Annotated in this window: 26 protein-coding genes; 12 read left to right on the top strand and 14 right to left on the bottom strand. The window is 35.3% G+C overall.

The genetic code is table 11. The features are described 5' to 3' along the window. Positions 1 to 3: 3 nt before the first annotated feature. The 5 genes from OZX61_RS00445 to OZX61_RS00425 all read right to left on the bottom strand — a co-directional run bounded on the left by OZX61_RS00445 (position 4) and on the right by OZX61_RS00425 (position 4,152). Complete coding sequence (locus OZX61_RS00445; RefSeq protein WP_277094946.1) at positions 4 to 1,140, bottom strand: tyramine oxidase subunit B; 1,137 nt, start codon at positions 1,138 to 1,140, stop codon at positions 4 to 6. A gap of 170 nt (positions 1,141 to 1,310) precedes the next feature. Then, positions 1,311 to 2,273: a threo-3-hydroxy-L-aspartate ammonia-lyase gene (locus OZX61_RS00440; protein ID WP_277094945.1), complete on the bottom strand. Its 963-nt coding sequence runs from the start codon at positions 2,271 to 2,273 to the stop codon at positions 1,311 to 1,313. 99 nt (positions 2,274 to 2,372) lie between these two features. Further along, positions 2,373 to 2,999 (bottom strand): PAS domain-containing protein, encoded by a 627-nt coding sequence (locus OZX61_RS00435; RefSeq protein WP_277094944.1) that lies wholly within the window; start codon positions 2,997 to 2,999, stop codon positions 2,373 to 2,375. A gap of 3 nt (positions 3,000 to 3,002) precedes the next feature. After that, positions 3,003 to 3,518, bottom strand: coding sequence for a DUF1543 domain-containing protein (locus OZX61_RS00430; RefSeq protein ID WP_277094943.1), 516 nt, complete (start codon positions 3,516 to 3,518; stop codon positions 3,003 to 3,005). A gap of 13 nt (positions 3,519 to 3,531) precedes the next feature. Next, positions 3,532 to 4,152 carry a LysE/ArgO family amino acid transporter gene (locus tag OZX61_RS00425; RefSeq protein WP_277094942.1) on the bottom strand — a complete coding sequence of 207 codons (621 nt, stop codon included), beginning with the start codon at positions 4,150 to 4,152 and terminating at the stop codon, positions 3,532 to 3,534. 113 nt (positions 4,153 to 4,265) lie between these two features. On the opposite strand from OZX61_RS00425, the gene OZX61_RS00420 reads away from it, so the two are divergent. Continuing rightward, complete coding sequence (locus OZX61_RS00420) at positions 4,266 to 5,144, top strand: LysR family transcriptional regulator ArgP (RefSeq protein WP_277094941.1); 879 nt, start codon at positions 4,266 to 4,268, stop codon at positions 5,142 to 5,144. Here the strand turns inward: OZX61_RS00420 and OZX61_RS00415 are convergent. Next, positions 5,141 to 5,722: a hypothetical protein gene (locus tag OZX61_RS00415; protein ID WP_195771734.1), complete on the bottom strand. Its 582-nt coding sequence runs from the start codon at positions 5,720 to 5,722 to the stop codon at positions 5,141 to 5,143. The two genes, OZX61_RS00420 and OZX61_RS00415, sit on opposite strands and share 4 nt — an antisense overlap. Positions 5,723 to 6,070: 348 nt before the next feature. Between OZX61_RS00415 and OZX61_RS00410 the strand changes: the two genes are divergently transcribed. After that, the gene (locus OZX61_RS00410) at positions 6,071 to 7,069 is read left to right on the top strand and encodes a serine hydrolase domain-containing protein (RefSeq protein ID WP_277094940.1); all 999 of its coding nucleotides are present in this window, start codon (positions 6,071 to 6,073) and stop codon (positions 7,067 to 7,069) included. Between the two features lie 9 nt (positions 7,070 to 7,078). On the opposite strand, the gene OZX61_RS00405 is transcribed toward OZX61_RS00410, so the two are convergent. Beyond that, complete coding sequence (locus tag OZX61_RS00405) at positions 7,079 to 8,581, bottom strand: PLP-dependent aminotransferase family protein (RefSeq protein ID WP_277094939.1); 1,503 nt, start codon at positions 8,579 to 8,581, stop codon at positions 7,079 to 7,081. A gap of 143 nt (positions 8,582 to 8,724) precedes the next feature. Between OZX61_RS00405 and gabT the strand changes: the two genes are divergently transcribed. Next, positions 8,725 to 9,975 (top strand): 4-aminobutyrate--2-oxoglutarate transaminase, encoded by a 1,251-nt coding sequence (gene gabT / locus OZX61_RS00400; protein ID WP_277094938.1) that lies wholly within the window; start codon positions 8,725 to 8,727, stop codon positions 9,973 to 9,975. Between the two features lie 30 nt (positions 9,976 to 10,005). Then, on the top strand, positions 10,006 to 11,448 hold the full coding sequence (locus tag OZX61_RS00395; RefSeq protein ID WP_195771730.1) for an NAD-dependent succinate-semialdehyde dehydrogenase: 1,443 nt from the start codon (positions 10,006 to 10,008) through the stop codon (positions 11,446 to 11,448). Between the two features lie 42 nt (positions 11,449 to 11,490). Here OZX61_RS00395 and OZX61_RS00390 read toward each other — a convergent pair whose 3' ends face one another. Both OZX61_RS00390 and OZX61_RS00385 read right to left on the bottom strand, forming a co-directional pair. Continuing rightward, the gene (locus OZX61_RS00390) at positions 11,491 to 11,868 is read right to left on the bottom strand and encodes a hypothetical protein (protein ID WP_195771729.1); all 378 of its coding nucleotides are present in this window, start codon (positions 11,866 to 11,868) and stop codon (positions 11,491 to 11,493) included. A gap of 50 nt (positions 11,869 to 11,918) precedes the next feature. Next, entirely contained in the window at positions 11,919 to 12,530 is a 612-nt protein-coding gene (locus tag OZX61_RS00385; protein ID WP_277094937.1) for a LysE family translocator, read from the bottom strand. A 235-nt stretch (positions 12,531 to 12,765) separates the two neighbouring features. Here OZX61_RS00385 and OZX61_RS00380 point away from each other — a divergent pair, with 235 nt between their 5' ends. Then, entirely contained in the window at positions 12,766 to 13,008 is a 243-nt protein-coding gene (locus tag OZX61_RS00380) for a hypothetical protein (RefSeq protein WP_277094936.1), read from the top strand. Positions 13,009 to 13,245: 237 nt separating this feature from the next. Beyond that, positions 13,246 to 13,614, top strand: a complete 369-nt coding sequence (locus OZX61_RS00375) for a hypothetical protein (protein WP_277094935.1) — start codon at positions 13,246 to 13,248, stop codon at positions 13,612 to 13,614. Positions 13,615 to 13,741: 127 nt separating this feature from the next. On the opposite strand, the gene OZX61_RS00370 is transcribed toward OZX61_RS00375, so the two are convergent. Continuing rightward, a complete protein-coding gene (locus tag OZX61_RS00370; RefSeq protein ID WP_277094934.1) occupies positions 13,742 to 14,551 on the bottom strand; it encodes a hypothetical protein in 810 nt (269 codons plus the stop codon). 105 nt (positions 14,552 to 14,656) lie between these two features. On the opposite strand from OZX61_RS00370, the gene OZX61_RS00365 reads away from it, so the two are divergent. Together OZX61_RS00365 and OZX61_RS00360 are read left to right on the top strand one after the other, a co-directional pair. Next, positions 14,657 to 15,214 (top strand): TetR/AcrR family transcriptional regulator, encoded by a 558-nt coding sequence (locus OZX61_RS00365; RefSeq protein ID WP_277094933.1) that lies wholly within the window; start codon positions 14,657 to 14,659, stop codon positions 15,212 to 15,214. A 98-nt stretch (positions 15,215 to 15,312) separates the two neighbouring features. Beyond that, positions 15,313 to 15,867 carry a YqcI/YcgG family protein gene (locus OZX61_RS00360; protein ID WP_277094932.1) on the top strand — a complete coding sequence of 185 codons (555 nt, stop codon included), beginning with the start codon at positions 15,313 to 15,315 and terminating at the stop codon, positions 15,865 to 15,867. Between the two features lie 59 nt (positions 15,868 to 15,926). On the opposite strand, the gene pncA is transcribed toward OZX61_RS00360, so the two are convergent. Next, positions 15,927 to 16,547 carry a bifunctional nicotinamidase/pyrazinamidase gene (gene pncA / locus OZX61_RS00355; RefSeq protein ID WP_277094931.1) on the bottom strand — a complete coding sequence of 207 codons (621 nt, stop codon included), beginning with the start codon at positions 16,545 to 16,547 and terminating at the stop codon, positions 15,927 to 15,929. A gap of 314 nt (positions 16,548 to 16,861) precedes the next feature. On the opposite strand from pncA, the gene dapA reads away from it, so the two are divergent. From dapA to OZX61_RS00335, 4 genes are all read left to right on the top strand, one after another. Then, positions 16,862 to 17,755, top strand: a complete 894-nt coding sequence (dapA, locus tag OZX61_RS00350; protein ID WP_195771721.1) for a 4-hydroxy-tetrahydrodipicolinate synthase — start codon at positions 16,862 to 16,864, stop codon at positions 17,753 to 17,755. A 12-nt stretch (positions 17,756 to 17,767) separates the two neighbouring features. Further along, on the top strand, positions 17,768 to 18,379 hold the full coding sequence (locus OZX61_RS00345) for a lipoprotein-34 precursor (NlpB) (protein ID WP_195771720.1): 612 nt from the start codon (positions 17,768 to 17,770) through the stop codon (positions 18,377 to 18,379). 37 nt (positions 18,380 to 18,416) lie between these two features. Further along, complete coding sequence (gene purC / locus OZX61_RS00340; protein ID WP_277094930.1) at positions 18,417 to 19,136, top strand: phosphoribosylaminoimidazolesuccinocarboxamide synthase; 720 nt, start codon at positions 18,417 to 18,419, stop codon at positions 19,134 to 19,136. 212 nt (positions 19,137 to 19,348) lie between these two features. After that, positions 19,349 to 20,248 carry an alpha/beta hydrolase gene (locus OZX61_RS00335; protein WP_277094929.1) on the top strand — a complete coding sequence of 300 codons (900 nt, stop codon included), beginning with the start codon at positions 19,349 to 19,351 and terminating at the stop codon, positions 20,246 to 20,248. Here the strand turns inward: OZX61_RS00335 and OZX61_RS00330 are convergent. The 3 genes from OZX61_RS00330 to OZX61_RS00320 all read right to left on the bottom strand — a co-directional run bounded on the left by OZX61_RS00330 (position 20,240) and on the right by OZX61_RS00320 (position 22,396). After that, a complete protein-coding gene (locus tag OZX61_RS00330; RefSeq protein ID WP_277095603.1) occupies positions 20,240 to 20,569 on the bottom strand; it encodes a tRNA-binding protein in 330 nt (109 codons plus the stop codon). The two genes, OZX61_RS00335 and OZX61_RS00330, sit on opposite strands and share 9 nt — an antisense overlap. An 11-nt stretch (positions 20,570 to 20,580) precedes the next feature. Continuing rightward, positions 20,581 to 21,852: a replication-associated recombination protein A gene (locus tag OZX61_RS00325; protein WP_277095602.1), complete on the bottom strand. Its 1,272-nt coding sequence runs from the start codon at positions 21,850 to 21,852 to the stop codon at positions 20,581 to 20,583. 100 nt (positions 21,853 to 21,952) lie between these two features. After that, positions 21,953 to 22,396 carry a MerR family transcriptional regulator gene (locus OZX61_RS00320; protein WP_277094928.1) on the bottom strand — a complete coding sequence of 148 codons (444 nt, stop codon included), beginning with the start codon at positions 22,394 to 22,396 and terminating at the stop codon, positions 21,953 to 21,955.

Below are 22,396 nucleotides of genomic sequence, written 5' to 3'. Positions count from 1 at the left end.
GAATTATCGTAACACTGGGGTTTCCCACAAGTTCAGCTTTGTACCTATACCTTGCGCAATTGCATTTCTATATACAACAGTTCCCCATGCAACATCTTCAACAGGCATTCCACCAACAGACATTAAAATAATTTCTTCCTCTGTCTTACGACCGGGTGCTTCTCCAGAAACAATTTTTCCTAAATCTTCTAAATCTTGTTTTTCTATTTTTCCCTCTTGCACCATATCTAGAAATTTAACGCCAATAAGAGGAATATGCACATGCGCAGGCTTAGGAACTTCCTCAAACCATGCCTCATACATACCTGGATTATCCAATACCTTACGAACACTTTTGTTATTCATGGCCTCATCTGTATTGCAATATGCTGGCATTGCAAGAAATGCACCTTGTTTTACCCATTCATATTTAACCAGTGGATAACTGTCTGGATTACCGGTCTCTCCAGAATTGCAATAAGTAACAATGTCAGAATCTCTTACAACTTGCTCTATAGTGTCTACAACTTGAATATTTTTAATTTTTGGATGCTCTACATTTAACCACTCAATAAAATCATCAATACTATGCTGACTACGTCCTTTTATTTTTATAGCGTTTATTTGAGGACAAACTGACACAAAGGCAGAAACTGCTGTTTTTCCCATTACTCCCGGACCGACAAGACCAATCACTTGAGAATCTTTTCGTGCTAAGTATCTTGCACCTACCCCAGGTATTGCACCCGTACGATAAGCAGACAATAAATTTGCAGACATGTAAGCCAATGGTGCACCCGTATCTGCATCATTTAAGGTAAACATTAAAATAGAACGAGGTAATCCTTTGTTTCTATTTGAAATATTTGATCCATACCATTTCACGCCTGCAGTACGAAAGTTACCACCAAGATAGGCAGGCATCGCCATAAATCTACGATCAGCTGTTGGTTTCGGCATCGTTTCGAATAGTGAGTCCTCTGGAAAAGTAATCATCGCTCCATGCGAATCACTATTTGCACCAGCCATTCGATAGTCACCGGAATAAAGTAATCCAAACATTTCTTCCATGGTATCGACACAAGCAGGCATATCCGTTACACCAGCTTTAACCATATCTGTCTCAGAAAGGTATATAAAATCTATATTAGAGTTCGTCATTCTTCATGCATCCTTTGTGGGTAAGAATATAAACAAAGTTGAGTATTTAGAATGAGCATATAAAAAGATTAGAATAGAAAAATCATCCGAATGGATGATTTTTTAAGAAGTTATATCATTTTTTATTTTAAAATTAGTCTAATAAAATTATATAATACATTGAAATATATTTATAATTTAGAAATCAATCTTGCATATCTCTCCAAATCAATATTTCCACCCGTAATAATCACTCCAACTCGCTTACCTTTACATAATGAACGATACTTCATAAGTCCTGCCAAGCCCAAACAACCTGTGGGTTCAACAATCATTTTCATTCTTTGGGCAAAGAATGCCATCGCTTGCTGTAGCTCTAAGTCACTTACCGTTTGAATATCTGCGACATATTTTTGAATAATTGGAAATGTGAAATGCCCTAAACTGGTAACTTGTGCGCCATCTGCAATGGTTTGAGGCGTATCGATTTGAATAATATGACCTGCCTGCAAAGAACGCTCGCCATCATTCCCCGCTTCTGGCTCGATACCATAAACCTTACAATCAGGCAATAATGCATGTGCTGTAAGTAGCGTGCCTGATAACATTCCACCACCGCCGAGTCCAACAAAAATAGCATCAAGCTGGCCTATATCTTCTATAAGTTCCTTAGCTGCTGTTCCCTGACCTGCGATAATATCTGGATGGTTGTAAGATGGTATTAATGTCATTTCATGTTCCAATGCCAACCGCTTACCAATCTCCTCTCTATTTTCTATATAGCGGTCATAAAAAATAACCTCTGCACCATAACCCTGTGTTGCTTGTACTTTAGACTTAGGTGCATCTTTTGGCATGAGAATTTTTGCTGGAATATTCAAAATTTTTGCTGCATAAGCAATACCTTGTGCATGATTACCCGATGAAAATGCCAACACACCTTTTTGTCGTTGTAGAACATTAAAATTTAATAATGCGTTCAATGCACCTCTCAATTTAAATGCGCCTGTTTTTTGGAAATTCTCACATTTAAAATAAACTTCTGCATCCAATAATCTATTTAAAGTTTCGGATGTATGTATGTCTGTTCTTCGAATATGCGCATTAATTTTCTCATGTGCTTGAACCACATCATTATATTGAATTGTACTCATATTTGTATTTCTATCCCATCGACATATTTACAAAATATTAAATAATTGACATTTTGTAAAGTTAATTTTTAGAAGATGGTACTAAAATTAAAGCATGTTTTATTTTAGATAAGCATAAATTGTTGGTCGTGAAACACCGAGATGCTTAGCAATTAAGTCAATCGAGCGACGAATTTCTAAAAATCCTTGTTCTTTTAATTCAGACATTAATTGCTTTCTTTCTTGACTACTTAAACCTCTTACTGAAATTCCTTTGGCTGCAGAGAATTGATTCATATACTCAATCAAATCGTCCTGATTGAAAGGTTGTAATCTTTCCTTAGGCTGTAAATCACCAACTGCTGTAAATTGGGCAAGCATATGTTGCACTGTAGAGAATGCAGCGATATCTACATTCAGACATAAAGCTGCAATGTACTCACCTTGTTTATTTTTAATTCCAATAGAGGTACTTTTTAGTGGTTTTCCATCAGGTAGTGTATTTGCATAATTGGCAATAATACTCGGATAATTATCATCTGAAATACGTGCTTCGCCCAATGTTGTGACAGGGTCACCTTCTGTTCGGCTAGATAAATTATTGTAAATCCGATGTATACCTTGTTGATCACCATTTAAGTGATGAACAACCACCTCACAAAAGGGTTTTAGAGTTTGGCTTAAGCCGTCTGCAATAATGTCTAACTGCGCTAAAAGATGTTGTTCATCTAACTGACTATCTGACATAAATCACCCAATCACAATATAGTCATTTTCAAAGCTGTTTGGCTCAAATGAACCCTCTATAAGATGGATATATTGTTGATCAATTAAATTAAGTTCAATACATGCATCGACATCGACAACCGCATCTGTATGTGGTTTAAACCAATGCTTTTCTATTGCCTGTTTGCCTTGTTGCTTTGCATCTGCTGTACTTTTACCCGCAACGACTAGGTACTTATGTACCTCTCCAAACTCTTGCGGAACATAAGCACCTAAATTAATAAGGTATAGTTTTAATGCCGAAGATTGTGGTTGATCTGAAATCACAAGCTTATAAGATTGATCATGATAATGAACACCATGAATTTTCATCCATCCATCAATATGTAATCCCTTTTGGAGACCAAACCATTGTTGCTTTAATTTGGAATATATATCTTCTAAATTTGAACAAATGATCGGTCTGATATCATGAACCTCTATATTTGCTTTTTCATGTTTTCCACCCAATAAAACAATATATAGAGTTTCCTGCGACATCGGTATTTCCTATTTATAAAGGTTTAAATATAAGTATAGATGCAATTGTAAACATCATTATAGCGACAAAGCCATCTATAAAACGCCATGCCATAGGTTTTTGTAGCCATGGTGCAACTTTTTTCGCCCCCCAACCTAACAAAGTAAACCATATAATCGATGCTGAAATAGCTCCTACAGTAAAGGCAATTTTTGCATTGCTGGCATCGTGCTGACTTCCAACTGCTCCTAAGAGTACCATTGTATCTAAATATAAATGTGGATTTAGTACAGAAACTGCCAGAACAAGTTGAACTGCCGTCATTCTTGTTAGTGTTTTATTTTGCTGAGCAACATATAATCCCTCTTTGGCAAAGAGTGCTCGTTTCAATGCTAAAAATCCATAACTTAATAAAAATAAAGCACCGCCCCAACGTGCAATATTCATTAAAATTTCATTACTTTGAATAAAGTTTCCCACGCCTGCCACACCTACTGAAATTGCAAGTGCATCGCATAAAATACAAATGAATACTGTAATGAGTACATGTTGTTGCTGTAAGCCAATGCGTAATACATGCGCATTTTGTGCTCCTACTGCAATAATCAAACCTGCCCCCATAACAAGTCCTTGCCCCCAGATTCCCCACAACATTTTAGACTCCCCATATTTTCAGTTTTGCACTCAAATGCATTATTCATATTTTTATTGCTTTTTAAGTATTATTAAGAAAATATAGGTCAAACTAAAAATAATTTAGGTAGTATATGCTTGATAATAAACAGTGTGAGGCATTTCTAGCAGTGGTTGAAACAGGAAGTTTTGAATTAGCCGGTGCTCAATTACATGTGACGCCATCTGCCATTACATTAAGAGTAAAAGCACTTGAGCAATGTGTAGGAAAAACATTATTACTGCGTGAAAGGCCATGTAAACCAACCCAATCAGGACATGAGTTATTATCTTATTTAAGAAAAGTTAAGCTATTAGAGCAAGATTTATTGTATCAATTTTCGGGCAAAGACCTTTCCTCAGAGTTCTTCAAACTCGCAATTGCAATTAATGCAGACACTTTAGCGACTTGGTTTTTACCTGCTTTACAACAAGTCACACTTACTGAAAAAATCTTACTAAATTTACAATTAGAAGATCAGGACTACACTCATTATTTACTAGAGACAGGACAAGTGAATGCCTGTATTTCTACAGAATCAAAAGCAAGAAGCGGTTGCTATGCCACTTTTTTAGGTAAAGTTCGCTATCATTTAGTTGCATCCGATGCATTTATTCGCAGATGGTTTCCATATGGGATTTCTAGAGAAGCGCTCAAGCATGCGCCTGCTGTTATTTTTAATCGTAAAGATAATATGCATGGAAATGTACTACTCGAGCATTTTGGATTACCTAAAACGGCTTATCCTTATCATTTCATTCCATCTTCAGAATCTTTTGTAGATGCCATTGAGCTTGGACTAGGCTATGGCATGGTACCCGAACTGCAAGTAAGAAATACTGAGTTGGTTGTGCTTACCCAAAAAACAACTTTAGATATCAGTTTATATTGGCATCATTGGCAACAACAGTCACCACAATTGGAAAGGCTTACACACCATCTCATTATTAAGTCACAAGAGTTTTTACTTTAACCAGTTTCAGCAGGCGTATAAGTCACTACAAACTGACCATCGGGTAAACTTTTAACAGCATAAGTTACTGCGTTGTCCACCGTTTTTTGCGCATAACTTTTTGGACTAGCGACAGAAGCTTCTATCACATCTTCAAGTAAATCCCCCTTTTTCTTTTCATCAATCGTTGGAGGCAACACTTTGGCAGTTGCATCTATCAATGTCATCGTTTTAACGAGACTTTCATCGTCATTCATACGACTTTTATAGATAATTGCAGTGAGTTCACCATTCGGTGCAACCGTCCCTTCCAATATAATATTACGCTGTGAGATGTCATCCACTTTAAACTTATTTTTTTGAATATTGAAAGACTGAAATGGTACAAGTACAAATGTATTTGTCTTATCCATACGTGCATTCATTTTTTCACGGAACTGTTCAGCTGTAATACCAAATGTTTTTTGGTGTTCATCTGCATATTTCGACTTTGTACTGGAAGATATTTCATTTTTAGGATTTTGTATGGATGTTGAACATGCTGTATTCAGTAGTGCAAAAAAGCAAACAGCCATACCTATGAAATATTTCTTATTCATTGATTTACCCTCTTATAATTCATTGTAGGGAAGCGTGTAAGTTTATTTTTTATACCTACATTCATATTGAATGTTTTATGCTTCCTAATATAACAAAAAAAATTGTAATATAAAGCTACTAATCTATAAAAAATGATAACCTAGTAGTATTACCTATATATTATTTGAGAAAATTCATCTTTATACAGCATAGAAAAAATAATTATATCTATATTAAGTTTTTGATTAAAAATAAAATATTGAAATTACTAAAAACTTTTAAGATGTCTAATAAATACTATTTTTTACAGTATTTTCATATTAAAAATATTTAAAATATATCTTTATATTTAAAAATCTATAACTCATATGAACCAAGACCTACCTACCCATCGACCAGGTTTTATTGCCTTTCTCGCATTTGACGAAGGTGATTATTTAGAACTCAAAGAAGGCGTTGAATCTATTGACCAACCTATTTTAATTTCTTCAAATACCATATTTAATCTAGCTTCTTTATCTAAACAATTTACAGCTTTCTCTATATTACTTTTAGAACAAGCAAATAAACTGTCTTTAAGTGACAAACTATCCACATACTTTCCTCAAATGAGTATTTGTGCAGATCAGATTACATTACAGCATTTAATTTATCACACGAGTGGACTCTACGATTATATTGACGTTGCTATTGATCATGGCGTTTCTCTCAATCAACCGTATACCGTACAAGACACACTTCATGACATCTTTCGTGAAACTCAAACGAAATTTCAAGCAGGAACAAAGTTTGAATATTCAAATACAGGGTATTTTTTACTGGCTCAAATTATTGAGCAAGTCACACAAACCCCTTTCTCAGTATTTGCAAAGCAAAATATTTTCGCACCGTTAGGTATGGTCAATACTACCATCGTTGAAAAGTATCCATTAGATTTCCCAATGGCAACAGGCTATAAAATATCAGAGAATCATCAATATGAAATTTCTGAATCTTTATGGACACAAACTGGAGATGGTGCTGTTCATTCAACAGTTAACGATCTTTTAAAGTGGGGACATAATTTTAAAACATGTCAAATTGGTGGAAAAGCACTAATAAATAAGATGATGACTGTTTTACCTAAATATCACATTAACCACTTACCTGTTATCGATCATGAATCGTATGCCTACGGTCTTTTACATGTAGAAAATGAATATGAAAATATCTTAGAACATTCAGGAGAATGGCTCGGCTTTGTTTCTTATTTCTTAAGAGATATAAAGAATAGTTTTACGTTAATTGTACTGTCCAATAATGAAGATTTAAATGTACATCAAATCGCATCTCAAATGCGTGAAAAAGCAAGAACAATCATGATTTAGCACGCATTATTATTTGAGAGGAATATTAAACTTTTTTAAACACTCTATCAGTAAAGTAAAAGCATCAAACATATTTTTTTCATCAACACAGGCAAAACCGAGTAATAATCCTTTTTCGCATGCGCTATGTCTATTTAAATAATACTGAGATAAAGGTCTGACTTTTACACCACGTTGAATGGCATATTCACTTAATGCAGTATCATCAACACTTTGAGGAAGTTTAAGTACTAGATGCAGACCTGAAGCATTATCATAAGGGTGTAAAAAACGTTCGCCTAAGTATTTAAAAATAAGATCTATTAGATAAGATCGACGCTTACCATATAGTAGTCTCATACGGCGAATATGTGCTTCATAGTGGCCTTCTTCAATAAATTCAGCTAAGGTATTTTGAAGTAAAGTATGTCCACCGCGATACAGCTCTGTAGAGGCTTGACGTAAAATAGGCGCTAAACTTTTTGGCGCAACCACATAACCAATACGCAGTGCTGGATAAATCGTTTTACTAAAGGTTCCCATATAAATAACAGGGCTATTTCTTTCAAGTCCTTGTAAAGATGGGTATGGTTTTCCCGAAAAACGAAACTCGCTGTCATAATCATCTTCAACAACCCAACATTTATTTTCTCGTGCAAACTTAATCAAATGTTTACGTCGCTGAATACTTAAATGTGGACCTAAAGGATACTGATGTGAAGGTGTGACAAAAATAAGGCTTGGCAATCTTTGAGGTGAATTGGGAATATACAATCCTTCTGAGTCAATAGAGATAGGTTCTACATCGAGCCCATTCATACTTAAATTGTTTTTAACACCCCAATAACCAGGCTCTTCAACCCAAGCTAAATCGCCCACATCACTTAATACTCGCGTAATTAAATCAATTCCTTGATGAATGCCTTCTGTAATAATAATCTGATCGGCATCGCAAGAGACTGAACGAGATACTTTTAGATACTGAGCCAAAGCAGTACGTAATCGAAAACATCCACCTGTATTGCTATAAATTAATTGTTCAATTTGAGGCAATTTGCTTTGCTTGGTTTGAATACGTTGAAAAATATGATGAGGAAAAGCCATGACATCTGGTACACCTGGTACAAAAGCACCCCATTGATGTGGTGAAGCTGACGCCCTCTCAATTAAACATTGTCCCCTTTTAGAAATCTCATACTTTTCTTCTTCATCCAATTTTTCTCGTTTATTGTCTATGTACGAAGGAAGTGAAGATAAAAAATCATCTGGAATACGAGAAGATACCCAAGTCCCATGCCCTGTCTTTGCTTCTACATAGCCTTCAGCCTGTAATTGGTCGTAAGCACTTAAAACCGTATTTCTAGACACATGTATTGCTTGAGCAAGATCGCGTGATGCGGGCAATCGTGTACTTGGTTGTACAACACCTTTGACAATAGCATGTCTTAAACAACGAAATAAGCGATAATGTAACGTACCAGTTTGCTCATTTTGTAAATGTTGTAAGACATAATCTCCAAGTAGACTCCGCAATTGGTACCCTCCACATTTAAGAAAATGGCTCTCGTCAACATCTATAAAAACAGACACATTAGAGCATAAGAAATTTCTGACTCAGCTTTACATTATAAAGCATTGTATATGCACGATGTAGCCATAAACTCAAGGATGCCATCATGGAAAAAAATACTTTAAATACTCGTAAGCAACAAGCTACCCCTCGTGGTGTAGGTGTTATGTGTAACTGGTACGCAGAGAAAGCTGAAAACGCTACGATTTGGGATACCGAAGGACGTGTATTTACAGATTTTGCAGGTGGAATTGCTGTACTCAATACAGGACATCGTCACCCAAAAATTATTAAGGCCGTCACGCAACAACTTGAACATTTTACGCATACTGCATATCAAGTCACACCTTATGAAAGTTATATTTCTCTCGCAGAACGTATTAATGACATTGCACCAATTGAAGGTGAAGCAAAAACAGCATTTTTTACAACAGGTGCAGAAGCTGTAGAAAATGCGGTAAAAATTGCAAGATCGTATACTGGTCGTCATGGCATTATTACATTTGGCAATGCATTTCATGGCCGTTCTTTTATGACCATGGCAATGACAGGAAAAACAGCACCTTATAAACGTGATTTTGGTGTAATGCCTGCTGGTGTATTTCATGCTCGCTATCCGGTGGCATGCAATGGTGTCACTGTCGATGATGCTATTGAAAGTATTCATAATATTTTTAGTGAAGACATCTCTGCACACGATGTCGCTGCAATTGTTCTCGAACCTGTTCAGGGTGAAGGTGGCTTTCATATTGCTCCACCTGAATTTCTGGTTCAGCTCAGAAAAATTTGTGATGAACAGGGTATTTTACTTATTGCAGATGAGGTTCAATCTGGCTTTGCCCGCACAGGTCAAATCTTTGCAATGCAATATCATCAAGTAAAAGCTGATCTCATCACTATGGCAAAAAGTTTAGGTGGCGGATTTCCAATTTCAGGTGTAGTCGGTCGTGCAGAAGTCATGGATGCACCACAAGCTGGAGGCCTTGGTGGCACATATGCAGGTAGTCCAGTTGCTGTTGCTGCCGCTCATGCTGTTTTAGATATTATTCAAGAAGAAAACTTATGTGAGCGTGCGCATACTTTAGGTAAATCACTTGTTTCTTTACTCGAGCAGTTAAAAGAAAGTTATCCTTCTGTTATTCAAGATGTTCGTGCACTTGGTTCAATGATTGCGGTTGAAGTGACAACAGCCGATATTGCGAAAGCAATACAAAATCATGCAATGGAAAATGGTTTGCTGTTATTAACTTGTGGTAAATATGGCAATGTAATTCGCTTTCTTTATCCACTGACTATTCCAACAGAACAATTTAATGCAGGGTTACAAATCCTAGAACAAAGTTTTGCATCTTTATAAATACAAAAGCGTAAAGCACGGAGAGATTTAATGATTGCAACAAAACTACAATACCTACTCAAACATCCCGATATTTCTTTTGATAAGCAAACTTCGGATTATCTTGAAGTCACAGATGCAGCAACCAATGAAACTTTGGCATGGGTTAAAAAGCATGACAAAGTTGCTGTAGAAAAAATCATTCAGCGAGCTGAAAAAGCACAAGTATCTTGGAAAAATCAAACTGCTTTGGCACGTGCAGATATCTTATTGGCTTGGTATCAATCAATGATTGAACATAAAAAAGATCTTGCACAAATTCTTACAGCAGAACAAGGTAAATCGCTTGCAGAGGCTGAAGGCGAAATTGGCTATGCAGCTTCATTCATCCGTTGGTTTGCGGAGCAAGCAAGACGAACTGAAGGTGAAATTATTCCACAAACCCAAAGTCATCAACGTCTTCTTGTCATTAAACAACCTATTGGTGTTACGGCGGCAATTACCCCTTGGAACTTTCCTGCAGCAATGATTACACGTAAAGCAGGACCTGCTCTCGCCGCAGGCTGTGCCATGATTGTTAAGCCTGCTGAGCTAACCCCATTAACTGCTTATGCACTTGAAGTGTTAGCACTACAAGCAGGTTTACCTCAAGACCTCTTAATTCATGTAAGTGGTGAAACTGAAGATGTTGGACAGGTTCTTTGTGAAAGTGATGTTATTCGCAAATTGAGTTTTACAGGATCTACAGAAGTCGGGCGTATTCTCATGAAGCAATGTGCGCCCACTATTAAAAAACTTTCTTTAGAACTCGGTGGAAATGCACCTCTTATTGTGTTTGACGATGCCAACCTAGAGCAAGCAGTCCAAGGTATTATGGCAAGTAAATTCCGTAATAGTGGACAGACGTGCGTTTGTGCAAATCGTATTTATGTACAAGACGGTATTTATAACGCACTAAGCGAGAAACTCGTTGAAGCTGTTAAAAAACTTAAAGTCGGTGATGGTCGCGATGAAGGTGTAACTCAAGGGCCACTCATCGAACAAGCTGCTGTAGATAAAGTTTTATCACACATTGAAGATGCAACATCTAAAGGTGCCCATATTGCAACGGGTGGAAAATCTACAGATCAAGGCGCTTGCTTTTTTGAACCAACAGTCCTTACAGATGTTACACAAGACATGAAAGTTGCCAAAGAAGAAACTTTCGGACCAGTTGCACCTCTTTTTCGTTTTAAAGAAGAAAGTGAAGCGATTACTATGGCAAACGATACAGAGTTTGGCTTAGCTGCCTATTTATTTACGCAAAACACTGGTCGCCAATGGCGTGTTGGCGAAGCTTTAGAATATGGTATGGTAGGTATTAATACAGGTGCAATTTCAAATGAAGTCGCACCATTTGGCGGAATTAAACAATCTGGTCTTGGTCGTGAAGGTGGTCAGGTCGGCATTGACGAATACCTTGAAACAAAGTACTTATGCCTTGATATTTCATAAACACATTAACCAGCCTTATTTACTAAAATAAGGCTAGTTTTTTTATGCATTAAAACGACAACCGCATTGCTTACACAAATAATCAAAAAAAACATTCTTATCGACAACTGTACCAGCTTTATTCCCAAATTTTCTACCTAAGAAACCACCTGTTACGCCTGCACTAATTGCACCGACAAAGGTACCAATTGTTGCACCTGTAATAACACCTAAAGGTCCGGCCAATGTCCCAATAGCGGCACCTGTAGATGCACCTGCTGCTGCACCACCAACTGTGCCTGCGGCAACACCTGCAGAACCAAGAACAATGCCACCTAAACTTTTTAATCGCTGTTCATGATCTCTAATTTCTAGTTCAGATGAACCACACTTTGGACATATCATCATTTTTCCAGATTTATGAATGCATGTTTTAATCATAAACTGTATTCCATGCATGTGCGTTGGCAAAAAACCTCTTTCATTTTTCCTTATGTTAAGCTGGTGATCGCTCCATAAATGGCAATAAATATTAAAATCATCCCGCAGAGATATAAAGTTTTAGAGTACTGTCGACTTTTAGATAATCGATTAAATCCCATATAAACAATAGATAGCGTAAGAAAATCTAAAATAATCCAGAGAACAATCAGAACCATCAAACTCATATTTACATCGGATGTAACATTGACAAACTGAGGAAAAAAAGCCGAGAAAAAAATAATATCTTTAGGATTAGAAATACCTACCAAAAAACCCTTCTTAAAACCACCTGCTTGAGGAGAAATTTGATCTATTTTTTCTTTATTGCCACTCTCTTTTGCATCCTTGAGTGTCTCATAACCCAAATATGCGATATATAAACAGCCCAACAATTTAAATAAAATAAAAAACTGCATATTTAAAGTAAATATGCCCTTTAAAATACAAATAGAAGCGACAATTAAAACTAATGAAGCAGTATTGGTACCGAAAATTGTTTTTAAAGCTTGTACATATCCACCTTTTAATCCTGCACTAGCAACAAGTAACATAACAGGACCAGGAACAGCAATCATTACTACAACCGTAATAATATAGCTCAATAACTCTAACCAATTCATTTCTTTACCTTTCTATGTTTCAATTTCAAATAATTGATTGAGATATGAAAAATAATAAATTTATACGATAAAAATATTTAACTAAAAATATATTATTTATGTGCCTTGTTTTACAAAAATATATATAACCGTGATTATTTTGCTTAAATTACAGATAATATGTTACTTATATTCTGTTTAAATACTAAATTTACATATATATACTCTCATATTTAAAATTAGATATTTATCTCCTATGAATACTAGTACAATATTGCTTACCAACTCCCCAACATTAATTACAAATAAAAAAGTTTATCTTCAGGGAATTAATGGGAATTTCCTATTTGCTTTTTCAGATAAACGTCCAACACTCGACATTCTTCGACACGCACATGTAGACAATAAAATCTATATTGATGAAAATTTAGGCAATTTATGGGTGTGGAAAAAGTACTCATGGAAGACTAAATTAATTGTTTCAAAATCACATAAATAGTATATAAATTAATAAAATAAGATCAATTTTGGTACTAAATTAAAATTAAGAATTAAATCAGGAATGTCATTTTTCTATGTATATTTTAATTTAAAAAATAATTTTTAATTTAAGTACCATTTAAGCTATTTACATTAAATAGAGAACCAATTAACTAAATTAGACAGACCTGTCTTTATTAGTGTAAAATAAAACCAATTCAAGCAAGAAAGTTGAAGAAAAATGCATTTGTATGAAATGACTTTTCAGATTACACCTTGGGAAACTTACAGCAGAGTTTTCCCATGTGACAATACAGAAAATAGAGAATTATTCTTTGAACACATACAGAATAATAACTATAAAGAAATAGTAAAATTACTTAATACAGAAGACAGCAGTATTTCAGTACTTAAAGATGTATATAGTGAAATTAATGATAATCTGGAAAAGATGAAAGAAAATTTCATTCAGACTGGTAATGCTACTATTGATGATTTTACATTTTTAAGCGTAGAAAAATGTACTGATCCTTCAAATTACCTAACAGTAGAATCGATTGACTTAGATAATGATATTTACTCAGTATCAGCAAATGAAGATTTAGAACTTGTAAACATTATTTAATATAGATAAATTAGGCTAAAAAATAACTACTTTATAATAATAAAATTTTAGCTATTTATAAGTAATTTTAAATATACAGTAACATTAATTCTAAATAATCATTTGCCTAACATGTTTAGTTATAAAACTATATTTGCTCCATCTTACTCCAAAATGCATACCATAAGTCACAGTACTCAATTGCGACTTTTCTAACATCTTCGAAGTCAGTTAAATGCAATGCATGATTAAGTAACAACCACAAGTCCTCTTCATGAAGATCATCTGCAGCAGATGTACTCTCATCTTCTGTAGTACCATGAACATCGTAATAGCCGCGATCTGTCGCGATATCTAAACTTTTAACAGACTGTTTCAATGGTGGCGAGAATGTAATCACTTGTTGTTCTGCAATCGCAAGTGCTAATACCACTTTAATGTAGTCAGAGTAAGTATTTTCTAAAAATGTTCTGAGGTTGTTTGCTTCTTGAGAACACACATATTGCTCAATTTTTTCTTTAGAAATACTTAGATCGTCAAGTACGCGATTAAACAAACAAAAGTGGGCATTTAGAGGTGTGTCATCATAACTGTTATGTTCTGAAGACAAACCAAACTCATCATTAATATTAAAAGCGATCAAGAACCTTGGGTACATTTTAATAGTTGGAAATATTTTTGGATCGAGCTGGCGTGCCTGAAACTGTGACATCAACAATGCATCCGTAAATATCTCAACAATACTGTGTTGATACTCCAAATGGATATCTTGTACTTGTTGTAAATTAAAAAATTTATTGTTTAATTTTTCAATAATATCGTGATTGAATAATGGATGCGCTAAAATTTCATCCTTCAAACCAGCAAGTTTATTTTCACTCTCATTCCATATACTTTCTGGAATAGATTTTTTTAGAAGATCAATTGCAGTATGCCTAGCCGATTGATTATTCGCCATATTACACAAAAGGCTTCCCCTCTTTTTAATAGAACTAATAGACTTATCTGTATATAATATGACACATAATATTTTTATATCATAATATTTTAAAGAGATTAAATGATGTCAAAAAAGCAAAAAGATATCCTTTATAAGGCTATAGAATTGTTTAACCAATTTGGTTATGCAAGTGTGGGAATTGACCGCATTATATCGGAGTCGAAAGTAGCAAAAATGACATTTTATAAGTATTTTCCATCGAAGGATAATCTTATTACAGAGTGTTTAATAGAAAGAGATCGACTCATCCGAGAAAGTATCTTGTCTTCATTGGAAGAAAATAAAGATCCTTATTTCAAACTTAAAATGATCTTTGATTGGTTTGAGAAATGGTTCAATCAAGATGATTTTCATGGGTGTATGTTTATTAAAGCCTTAGATGAGTTACCACACCATCCAGACTCCCAAACGATATCAAAAGCCCATAAAAAGTGGTTAACAGATGTGATAGAGCAACTATTAGAGGAAATGAATGTTGTAGATAATCATAAATTAGCCATACAAATTCGTTTATTACTCGACGGTGCTATTATTCATGAACAGCTATTCAAAGATCGTCAAGCAATCACTTTAGCTTGGGATGTTGTTGCGGCGATGCTATCGCATGCAACAATCTCATAGCTAGTTACAAAAAAGTGAAAATAAATACAGAACTGTCTATCTTTTTAATGTATCATTACATATATACAAAATGTTAATATATATTTTTGGGTTAATGTATGATTTACCAGTCTGAAGATCATTTCACGCATGATAGAAGTTGGAAAAATGAAATCATTGATGATTTAAAATCTGTTGCGATAGCAAAGAATTTTCCATGTACATCTGCCCAAAAATTTATTACGACGCATCGGTTCTTCTATAGTTTCTGTTGCAAAGAGCAGTTTAAAAACTATCATCAGTTTACTTCTGCTCTCTTGCTCTATACTAATACGCTGAAGGAACATTTAGATGATTCTTTAGTTGAACAACCATTAGTCGTATTTTTTGATAAAAACTTGAATCGATTCTTCAAGCATAATCCAAAGGAGCTCATTTGGGATGCCTTAGGTTATGCACAGCAGTTTGATTCTGGGTTATCAAATAACAGAAAATTTAATGAGATGACAGATACTAAACAAACGTTCTTTTTCAATGATTTAGAGCTTTGTTTAAATATTATTGACTCATCTGTCAAATACTCCCGAGGTGTTTTTGACAAGAACCTGATGCTTATATTGCATCTAAAGAAAAAAAATAGCCCTCGTATAATTACAATGAAAAAAGCGAGTTAACGTTTTTTATCCCAACAGTAAAAATATAGTACCCCCTATATTTTTACTGTCCTTTTTTTTTAAATATCTTTCATCAAAATTCTTTTGACGCCCATTTGTGTCATTTGCAACCAACTTTGCCCTAATGATCCATTTAAATTAATTGCAGCCGTCGCATCTTCGATGACATAAGTGTTAAATCCAAGTTTAATTGCATCAATCGCAGTCCAAGCTACACAAAAATCTGTAGCAACACCTACAATATATACCGTATCAATTTCTCTTGAATTTAAATATCCTTTTAAACCAGTAGATGTCTGATGATCGGCTTCTAAAAATGCAGAATAACTATCAATATGTTGATGAAATCCTTTGCGAATAATTAATTGTGCTGTTGGAATATCTAGTGCAGGATGAAAATCTGCATCATGAGTGCCTTGTACGCAATGTTTTGGCCATAAAACTTGCGTACCATATGCTAACTCTATCGTTTCAAAAGGCTGTTTAGCTATATGATTTTCTGCAAATGAAATATGGTCTTCTGTATGCCAATCTTGAGTAAGTACAACACAACCAAACTGCCTAGCTATTTGATTGATACTTGGAATAATCTGGTCTGCCTCTTTTACTGCAAGGTTTCCCCCAGGCATAAAGCCATTTTGTACATCAACCACAATTAACGCAGATTTTTTAGATACCATATGAGCACCTTCTATATGACAAGATATTTATAAAATTACGACGAATAATATGTAATTACATCTATTTTTTTCAAAAAATGAGCAGGTTTATTTTTTCTATTTAATAAACAGACAAATATGGTTGAAAAAATAACAAAAAATGACTATAAAGTTTTATAGACTTATTTCAAATGATATTGTTCTTCACGTCATGATCATTCATAATTTGAATAAGCATTATGCAATGATCAATTTTTTCATTCAATTTTAAAATTACTTTCACCATCCGCTTTATTGATTAAAATATGGATGACCAAACAGGATATTTTTTCAAAATGACTCAGCTAGCTCAGAATATTCAAGGCTCAATTGTCGCACTCGTCACCCCTATGTTTGAAGATGGCAGCGTAGATTGGAAGGGTCTAGAAAAGCTCGTTGAGTGGCATATATCCCAAGGTACAAATGCTATTGTTGCTGTAGGTACAACTGGTGAGTCATCTACACTTACCATGCATGAGCACGCTCAAGTGATCAAAGAAATCATTCGTGTTGCAAATAAACGTATTCCTATTATTGCAGGTACAGGTGCAAACTCAACGCATGAAGCGATTGAGCTAACCAAAGAAGCTTATGAATTTGGTGCTGACGCAGTTCTCTCTGTAACGCCTTATTATAATAAGCCGACACAAGAAGGTTTATACCAGCACTTTAAAGCAATTGCTGAATCTGCAGATATTCCTGTTATTCTTTACAATGTTCCAGGTAGAACCAGTGTAGATTTAAAAAATGAAACTGTTGTTCGCCTTGCAGAAATTGAAAATATTATTGCAATTAAAGATGCAACAGGTGATGTCCCTCGTGGTCAAGCACTCATTGAACAATTAAATGGTAAAATGGATGTATTTTCAGGTGATGACGATACTGCCGTAGAACTCATGCTTTTAGGCGGTAAGGGAAATATCTCAGTGACTGCAAACATTGCTCCAAATACAGTCAGTCAAGTCTGTAAAGCTGCTATTGCAGGAAACGCCCAAGAAGCACGCCATTTAAATGAAAGAATTGCAAATCTAAACAATATTTTATTTTGCGAATCCAATCCAATTCCTGTGAAATGGGCACTATACGAAATGGGTCTTATGTCTACAGGTATTCGACTTCCGCTTACGCCACTTGCAGAAGAATATAGAACACCACTGAATGAGGCACTCAAAGAAGTCGGAATTATTTAAGAGCACAATATTATGCAATTACGTTTAGGTCTTACATTTATCACACTTTCAGTGTTAGCAATTACAGGTTGTAGCACTTTAGGCCATAAATTGGCTGTGAATAATGGATCTTTAGATTATAAAAAAGCAACTACGCTTGAACCACTTAAATATCCAGAAGGTGATCAAGTTAGACCTGCAACTCCTTTATATCCTGCTCCAACAATTGATCCACTTGCACTTCAACACGCACCTGATTTTGAAAATCAAAAGGGAAATCGATTTGCAATGCCTAGACCAGGCGAAATAGTTGCAAATAGAACATCTGCAAAACAGGGATTGTATGTCCGTCCTACTGTATTATTTGATGCTCAGCAAAATCCTTTACTGAAAGTCAGCGGTAAACCTGATACTATTTGGCAGTATACGCTTGGCGCGCTCAATCATCTGAACTATCAGGTCACTGACCAAAGTCGTTCAAAGTATCAAGCAACGATCCAAGGTAATGATGGTACATATATCATTAAACTTTCGGCTGTTGGCAAAGACAGTACAATTGTATTGTTTAACCCTGATAATAGTTTTGCTGACCAAACAAAAGCAAAAGCATTATTGGATCAAATTTCTCAAAATTGGCCAGCCTAAATTTTAAGCATTATTTTTGAAAAAACAGGTTTATCCCATGTTAAAACAAGCCCTGCTCTATACCGGTAAAGCAAAATCTGTGTATGAAACAGATCATCCAGATCATTTAATTTTAGTGTTCCGTGATGATGCTTCAGCATTCAACGGCGAAAAAGTTGCTCAATTAGACCGTAAGGGCAAGGTAAATAACCTATTTAATGCCTTCATTATGGAAAAACTTGCAGAAGCAGGTATCGAGACCCATTTTGAAAAGCTTTTAAATCCAAGTGAAGTGTTAGTTAAGAAATTAGATATGATTCCTGTAGAGTGCGTTGTTCGTAACTATGCAGCAGGTTCATTATGCCGTCGTTTGGGTGTAGAAGAAGGTAAACAACTTACACCACCAACATTCGAGCTATTTTTCAAAGATGATGCTTTAGGTGACCCAATGGTGAACGAGTCACAGTCTGTGGCTTTAGGTTGGGCAACTGAAGAACAACTTGCACAAATGAAAGTGCTTACTTATAAAGTGAATGAAGTACTTACTGCTCTCTTTAATGAAGGCGATATGATCCTTGTCGACTTTAAACTTGAATTTGGTGTATTCCACGATCGTATCGTTCTTGGTGATGAATTTTCGCCAGATGGTTGCCGTCTATGGGATAAAGAAACAAAGAAAAAACTAGATAAAGACCGTTTCCGTCAAGGACTTGGCGATGTCGTAGAAGCATATGAAGAAGTTGCACATCGTTTAGGCGTAAATCTAGACAGCATCTAATCATATTCAATATGATAAAAACCGAGTTATTTAGCTCGGTTTTTTTCTGCTTCAGTGATAAATAAATATAGAAGGTCATATTCAAAAATAGAGAACAGGCGAACAGAAAACTACAGGTACTAACAATATTTATCCTGTGGTTTAAGAATAGATTAAATATAGATGAATTATGCTCTTCCCTTAGTTTCTAGTTCTTTGTAGGGTGATCATCAATGTTAAAAAGCTATTTTCTATTCATTTTTTCAATATTTATTACACCTCATCTTTTGTGGGCACAACCTATAAGTATTGCTATATGGCCCAATCAAAATCTACTTCATCAGTCATTATTAGAAAAAAATGTAGATAGACATGGTATAGAAGCGCCAATGATGGCTTTATATCAACCACAGCAAGAGAATAATAAGCATACTGCAATATTAGTACTCAGTGGTGGAGGTTATGCACATGAAGCATTAAATAAAGAAGGAACGCCAACTTCAAAATGGTTAAAAAAACAAGGTTTTACTGTATTTGAACTTATTTACCGACTACCTAATATTAAAGAAAATGCCAACTCACGCAATGATCCATTTGCAGACGGCCAACGTGCTATTCGTATTATTCGTGCAAGTGCAGAAAAATATGGTTACGATGCACATAAAATTGGTGTATTAGGCTTTTCAGCAGGAGGACATCTCGCAGGGATTTTAAGTACACGATGGAATACAACATTTTATAATCAACAAGATGCTTTAGACTCTATATCTGCACGTCCTGACTTTACAGTTTTACTTTATCCTGTCATTCATATGGAAGCTCCTCTTAATACTACACACTCTTACTATAGCCTTTTAGGACACACTCAAAATATTGCTCTAGAAAAAGCATTTTCTGTAGATGAGCAAGTCTCTTCCAAAATGCCACCGGTATTTTTCGCACATGCAGAAGATGATGAAACTGCACCGATCATGCACAGTCTTCTCTTAGAACATTCATTGAATAAAGCACATGTTCCATACCAGTTTTATAAGTTTAAAAATGGTGGTCATGGTTGGGGACTTGGAAAGCAAGGTACAGAAACCACCGCATGGCCCCATCTATTTTTAGACTGGTTTCAAACCTTACAGTAACTTTGTACCAAGCAATACTTCACCATCAGGAACACATAAAACAACCTCACCATGTTCATTATGTAGGCCTGTGACTAAGCACTCTGACATAAACTTTCCAATCTGTTTTTTTGGAAAGTTTACAACAGCAATGACTTTCTTACCTTTCAGGTTAGATGCATTGTATAAGTCAGTAATTTGAGCACTCGACTTACATATACCAATTTCATCATCAAAATCGACAAGCAATGTATAAGCAAGTTTCCTCACTTTTGGAAAATCGATCACATCAATAATTTGACCTACATGTAACTCTACTTTTTCAAAATCACTCCATGTAATTTCTTATATATTTATTCCTGTTCTTTATTCCAACGACGCTGTTGTAATTTTTCACCCTCTACTTCTCTTTTATTACGTGCAGACTCATATAACTTTGTACCTTTTAATTCAGGTGGGAGGTAATCTTGAGTTACAAAATGTTCAGGGTAGTCATGAGGATACAAATATTCGACACCATAGCCTTGTTCTTTCATTAAAGTCGTTGGTGCATTTCTTAAATGAAGTGGTACCGAAACATCAGTTGTCTTTTCAGCAAGTGCCATGGCTTTATTTATTGCCAGATATGTACTGTTACTTTTCGCACTAGTTGCAAGATAAACCGCACATTGACCTAAAATAATCCTTGCTTCAGGCATACCAATGACTTGTACAGATCTGAAACACTCACCTGCGAGAAGAAGTGCATTTGGATTAGAATTCCCAATATCTTCAGAAGCAGCGATCAGCATTCTACGTGCAATGAATAATGGATCTTCTCCACCCTTAAGCATTCGTGCCATCCAATATAAAGCAGCATCAGGATCACTCCCACGAATCGACTTAATAAAGGCAGAGACAAGATCATAATGTTGCTCACCACTTTTGTCATAGCGTGCAATATTTTGCTGTGCAACTTTAACAACAAGTGCATTGGTAATATGATTTACATTTTCATTCACATCGAATGTACTTGAAACTAGGTCTAACAAATTGAGTGCTTTTCGCGCATCACCTGCTGAAAATTGAATAAGTGCTTCAAATTCATCGATAAATAAATGGCGGGCTTGTAAAATTTTATCTGTCGCAATCGCATGATTTAATAAATGAACAAGCGCCTTTTCATCTAAAGCATTTAGTGTATAAACCTGACAACGTGACAATAACGCGCTATTTACTTCAAACGATGGGTTTTCTGTAGTTGCACCTACAAGCGTAATTTTGCCTTTTTCGACTGCACCCAGTAATGCATCTTGTTGAGATTTATTAAATCTATGAATTTCATCAATAAATACCACAGGCGTAAGTAGATCACCACTTTCAGCAATTACCTCTCTTAACTCTTTCACGCCTGTATTTAGAGCAGATAAGCTTACAAATGGTCGATCGATCGCTTGAGCAAGTAACAGCGCAATCGTTGTTTTGCCAACACCTGGCGGCCCCCAAAAAATAATAGAAGGTAAATGGCCTTGATCAATCATCTGACGTAAAGGCGCATGCTCACCCAACAAATGATCTTGCCCCATAATTTCAGATAAATCACGTGGACGAATACGTTCAGGTAAAGGAATGTGGCTGTCTGTCATCATGAATAATATGTAATCAAATCTAAATAAGAAGAAGTATTTCTACATCATGCCATGCTTTATAAAAAAAATCGCCATGCACATCATGTGGTTGTTGGGCTTAATGTAAATCAATCGTGCTTACATGTCCAAAAGATTGCTCATCATCCGAACGTTGTAATGCTTGAATAATTTGGCAGGACTGAATAGTTTCATCTGAATGGCACGAATGCTGTAATTGTTCCAATTGCTCTTTAAATACTTTTAATTGAGCAATTTTTTCATTCACATGTGCTAAATGGTTGGTAATTACCTGTTTTACTTCCGAACAGTTATTTAATGGATGCTGTAACTGCAAATGAAGTGCTTCTATTTCTTTTAAAGACATGCCTAACTCACGACAATGCCGAATAAAAGTGAGTCGTGTAAGACTATCTTCATCATAGTAACGATAATTATTGTCTGCGCGTTGTGCAGGCGCAATCAATTTTTTCTTTTCATAAAAACGAATCGCATCTGCGCTTAGTTTTGTTTTTTTTGCTAACTCACCAATTGTAAATTTCAT

Origin of the sequence: Acinetobacter sp. ESL0695 (assembly GCF_029392135.1) — a bacterium.
Lineage (GTDB): Bacteria > Pseudomonadota > Gammaproteobacteria > Pseudomonadales > Moraxellaceae > Acinetobacter > Acinetobacter pollinis.
Note: the sequence above shows the minus strand (reverse complement) of the source record. Positions and strands in the feature narration are given on the sequence as shown.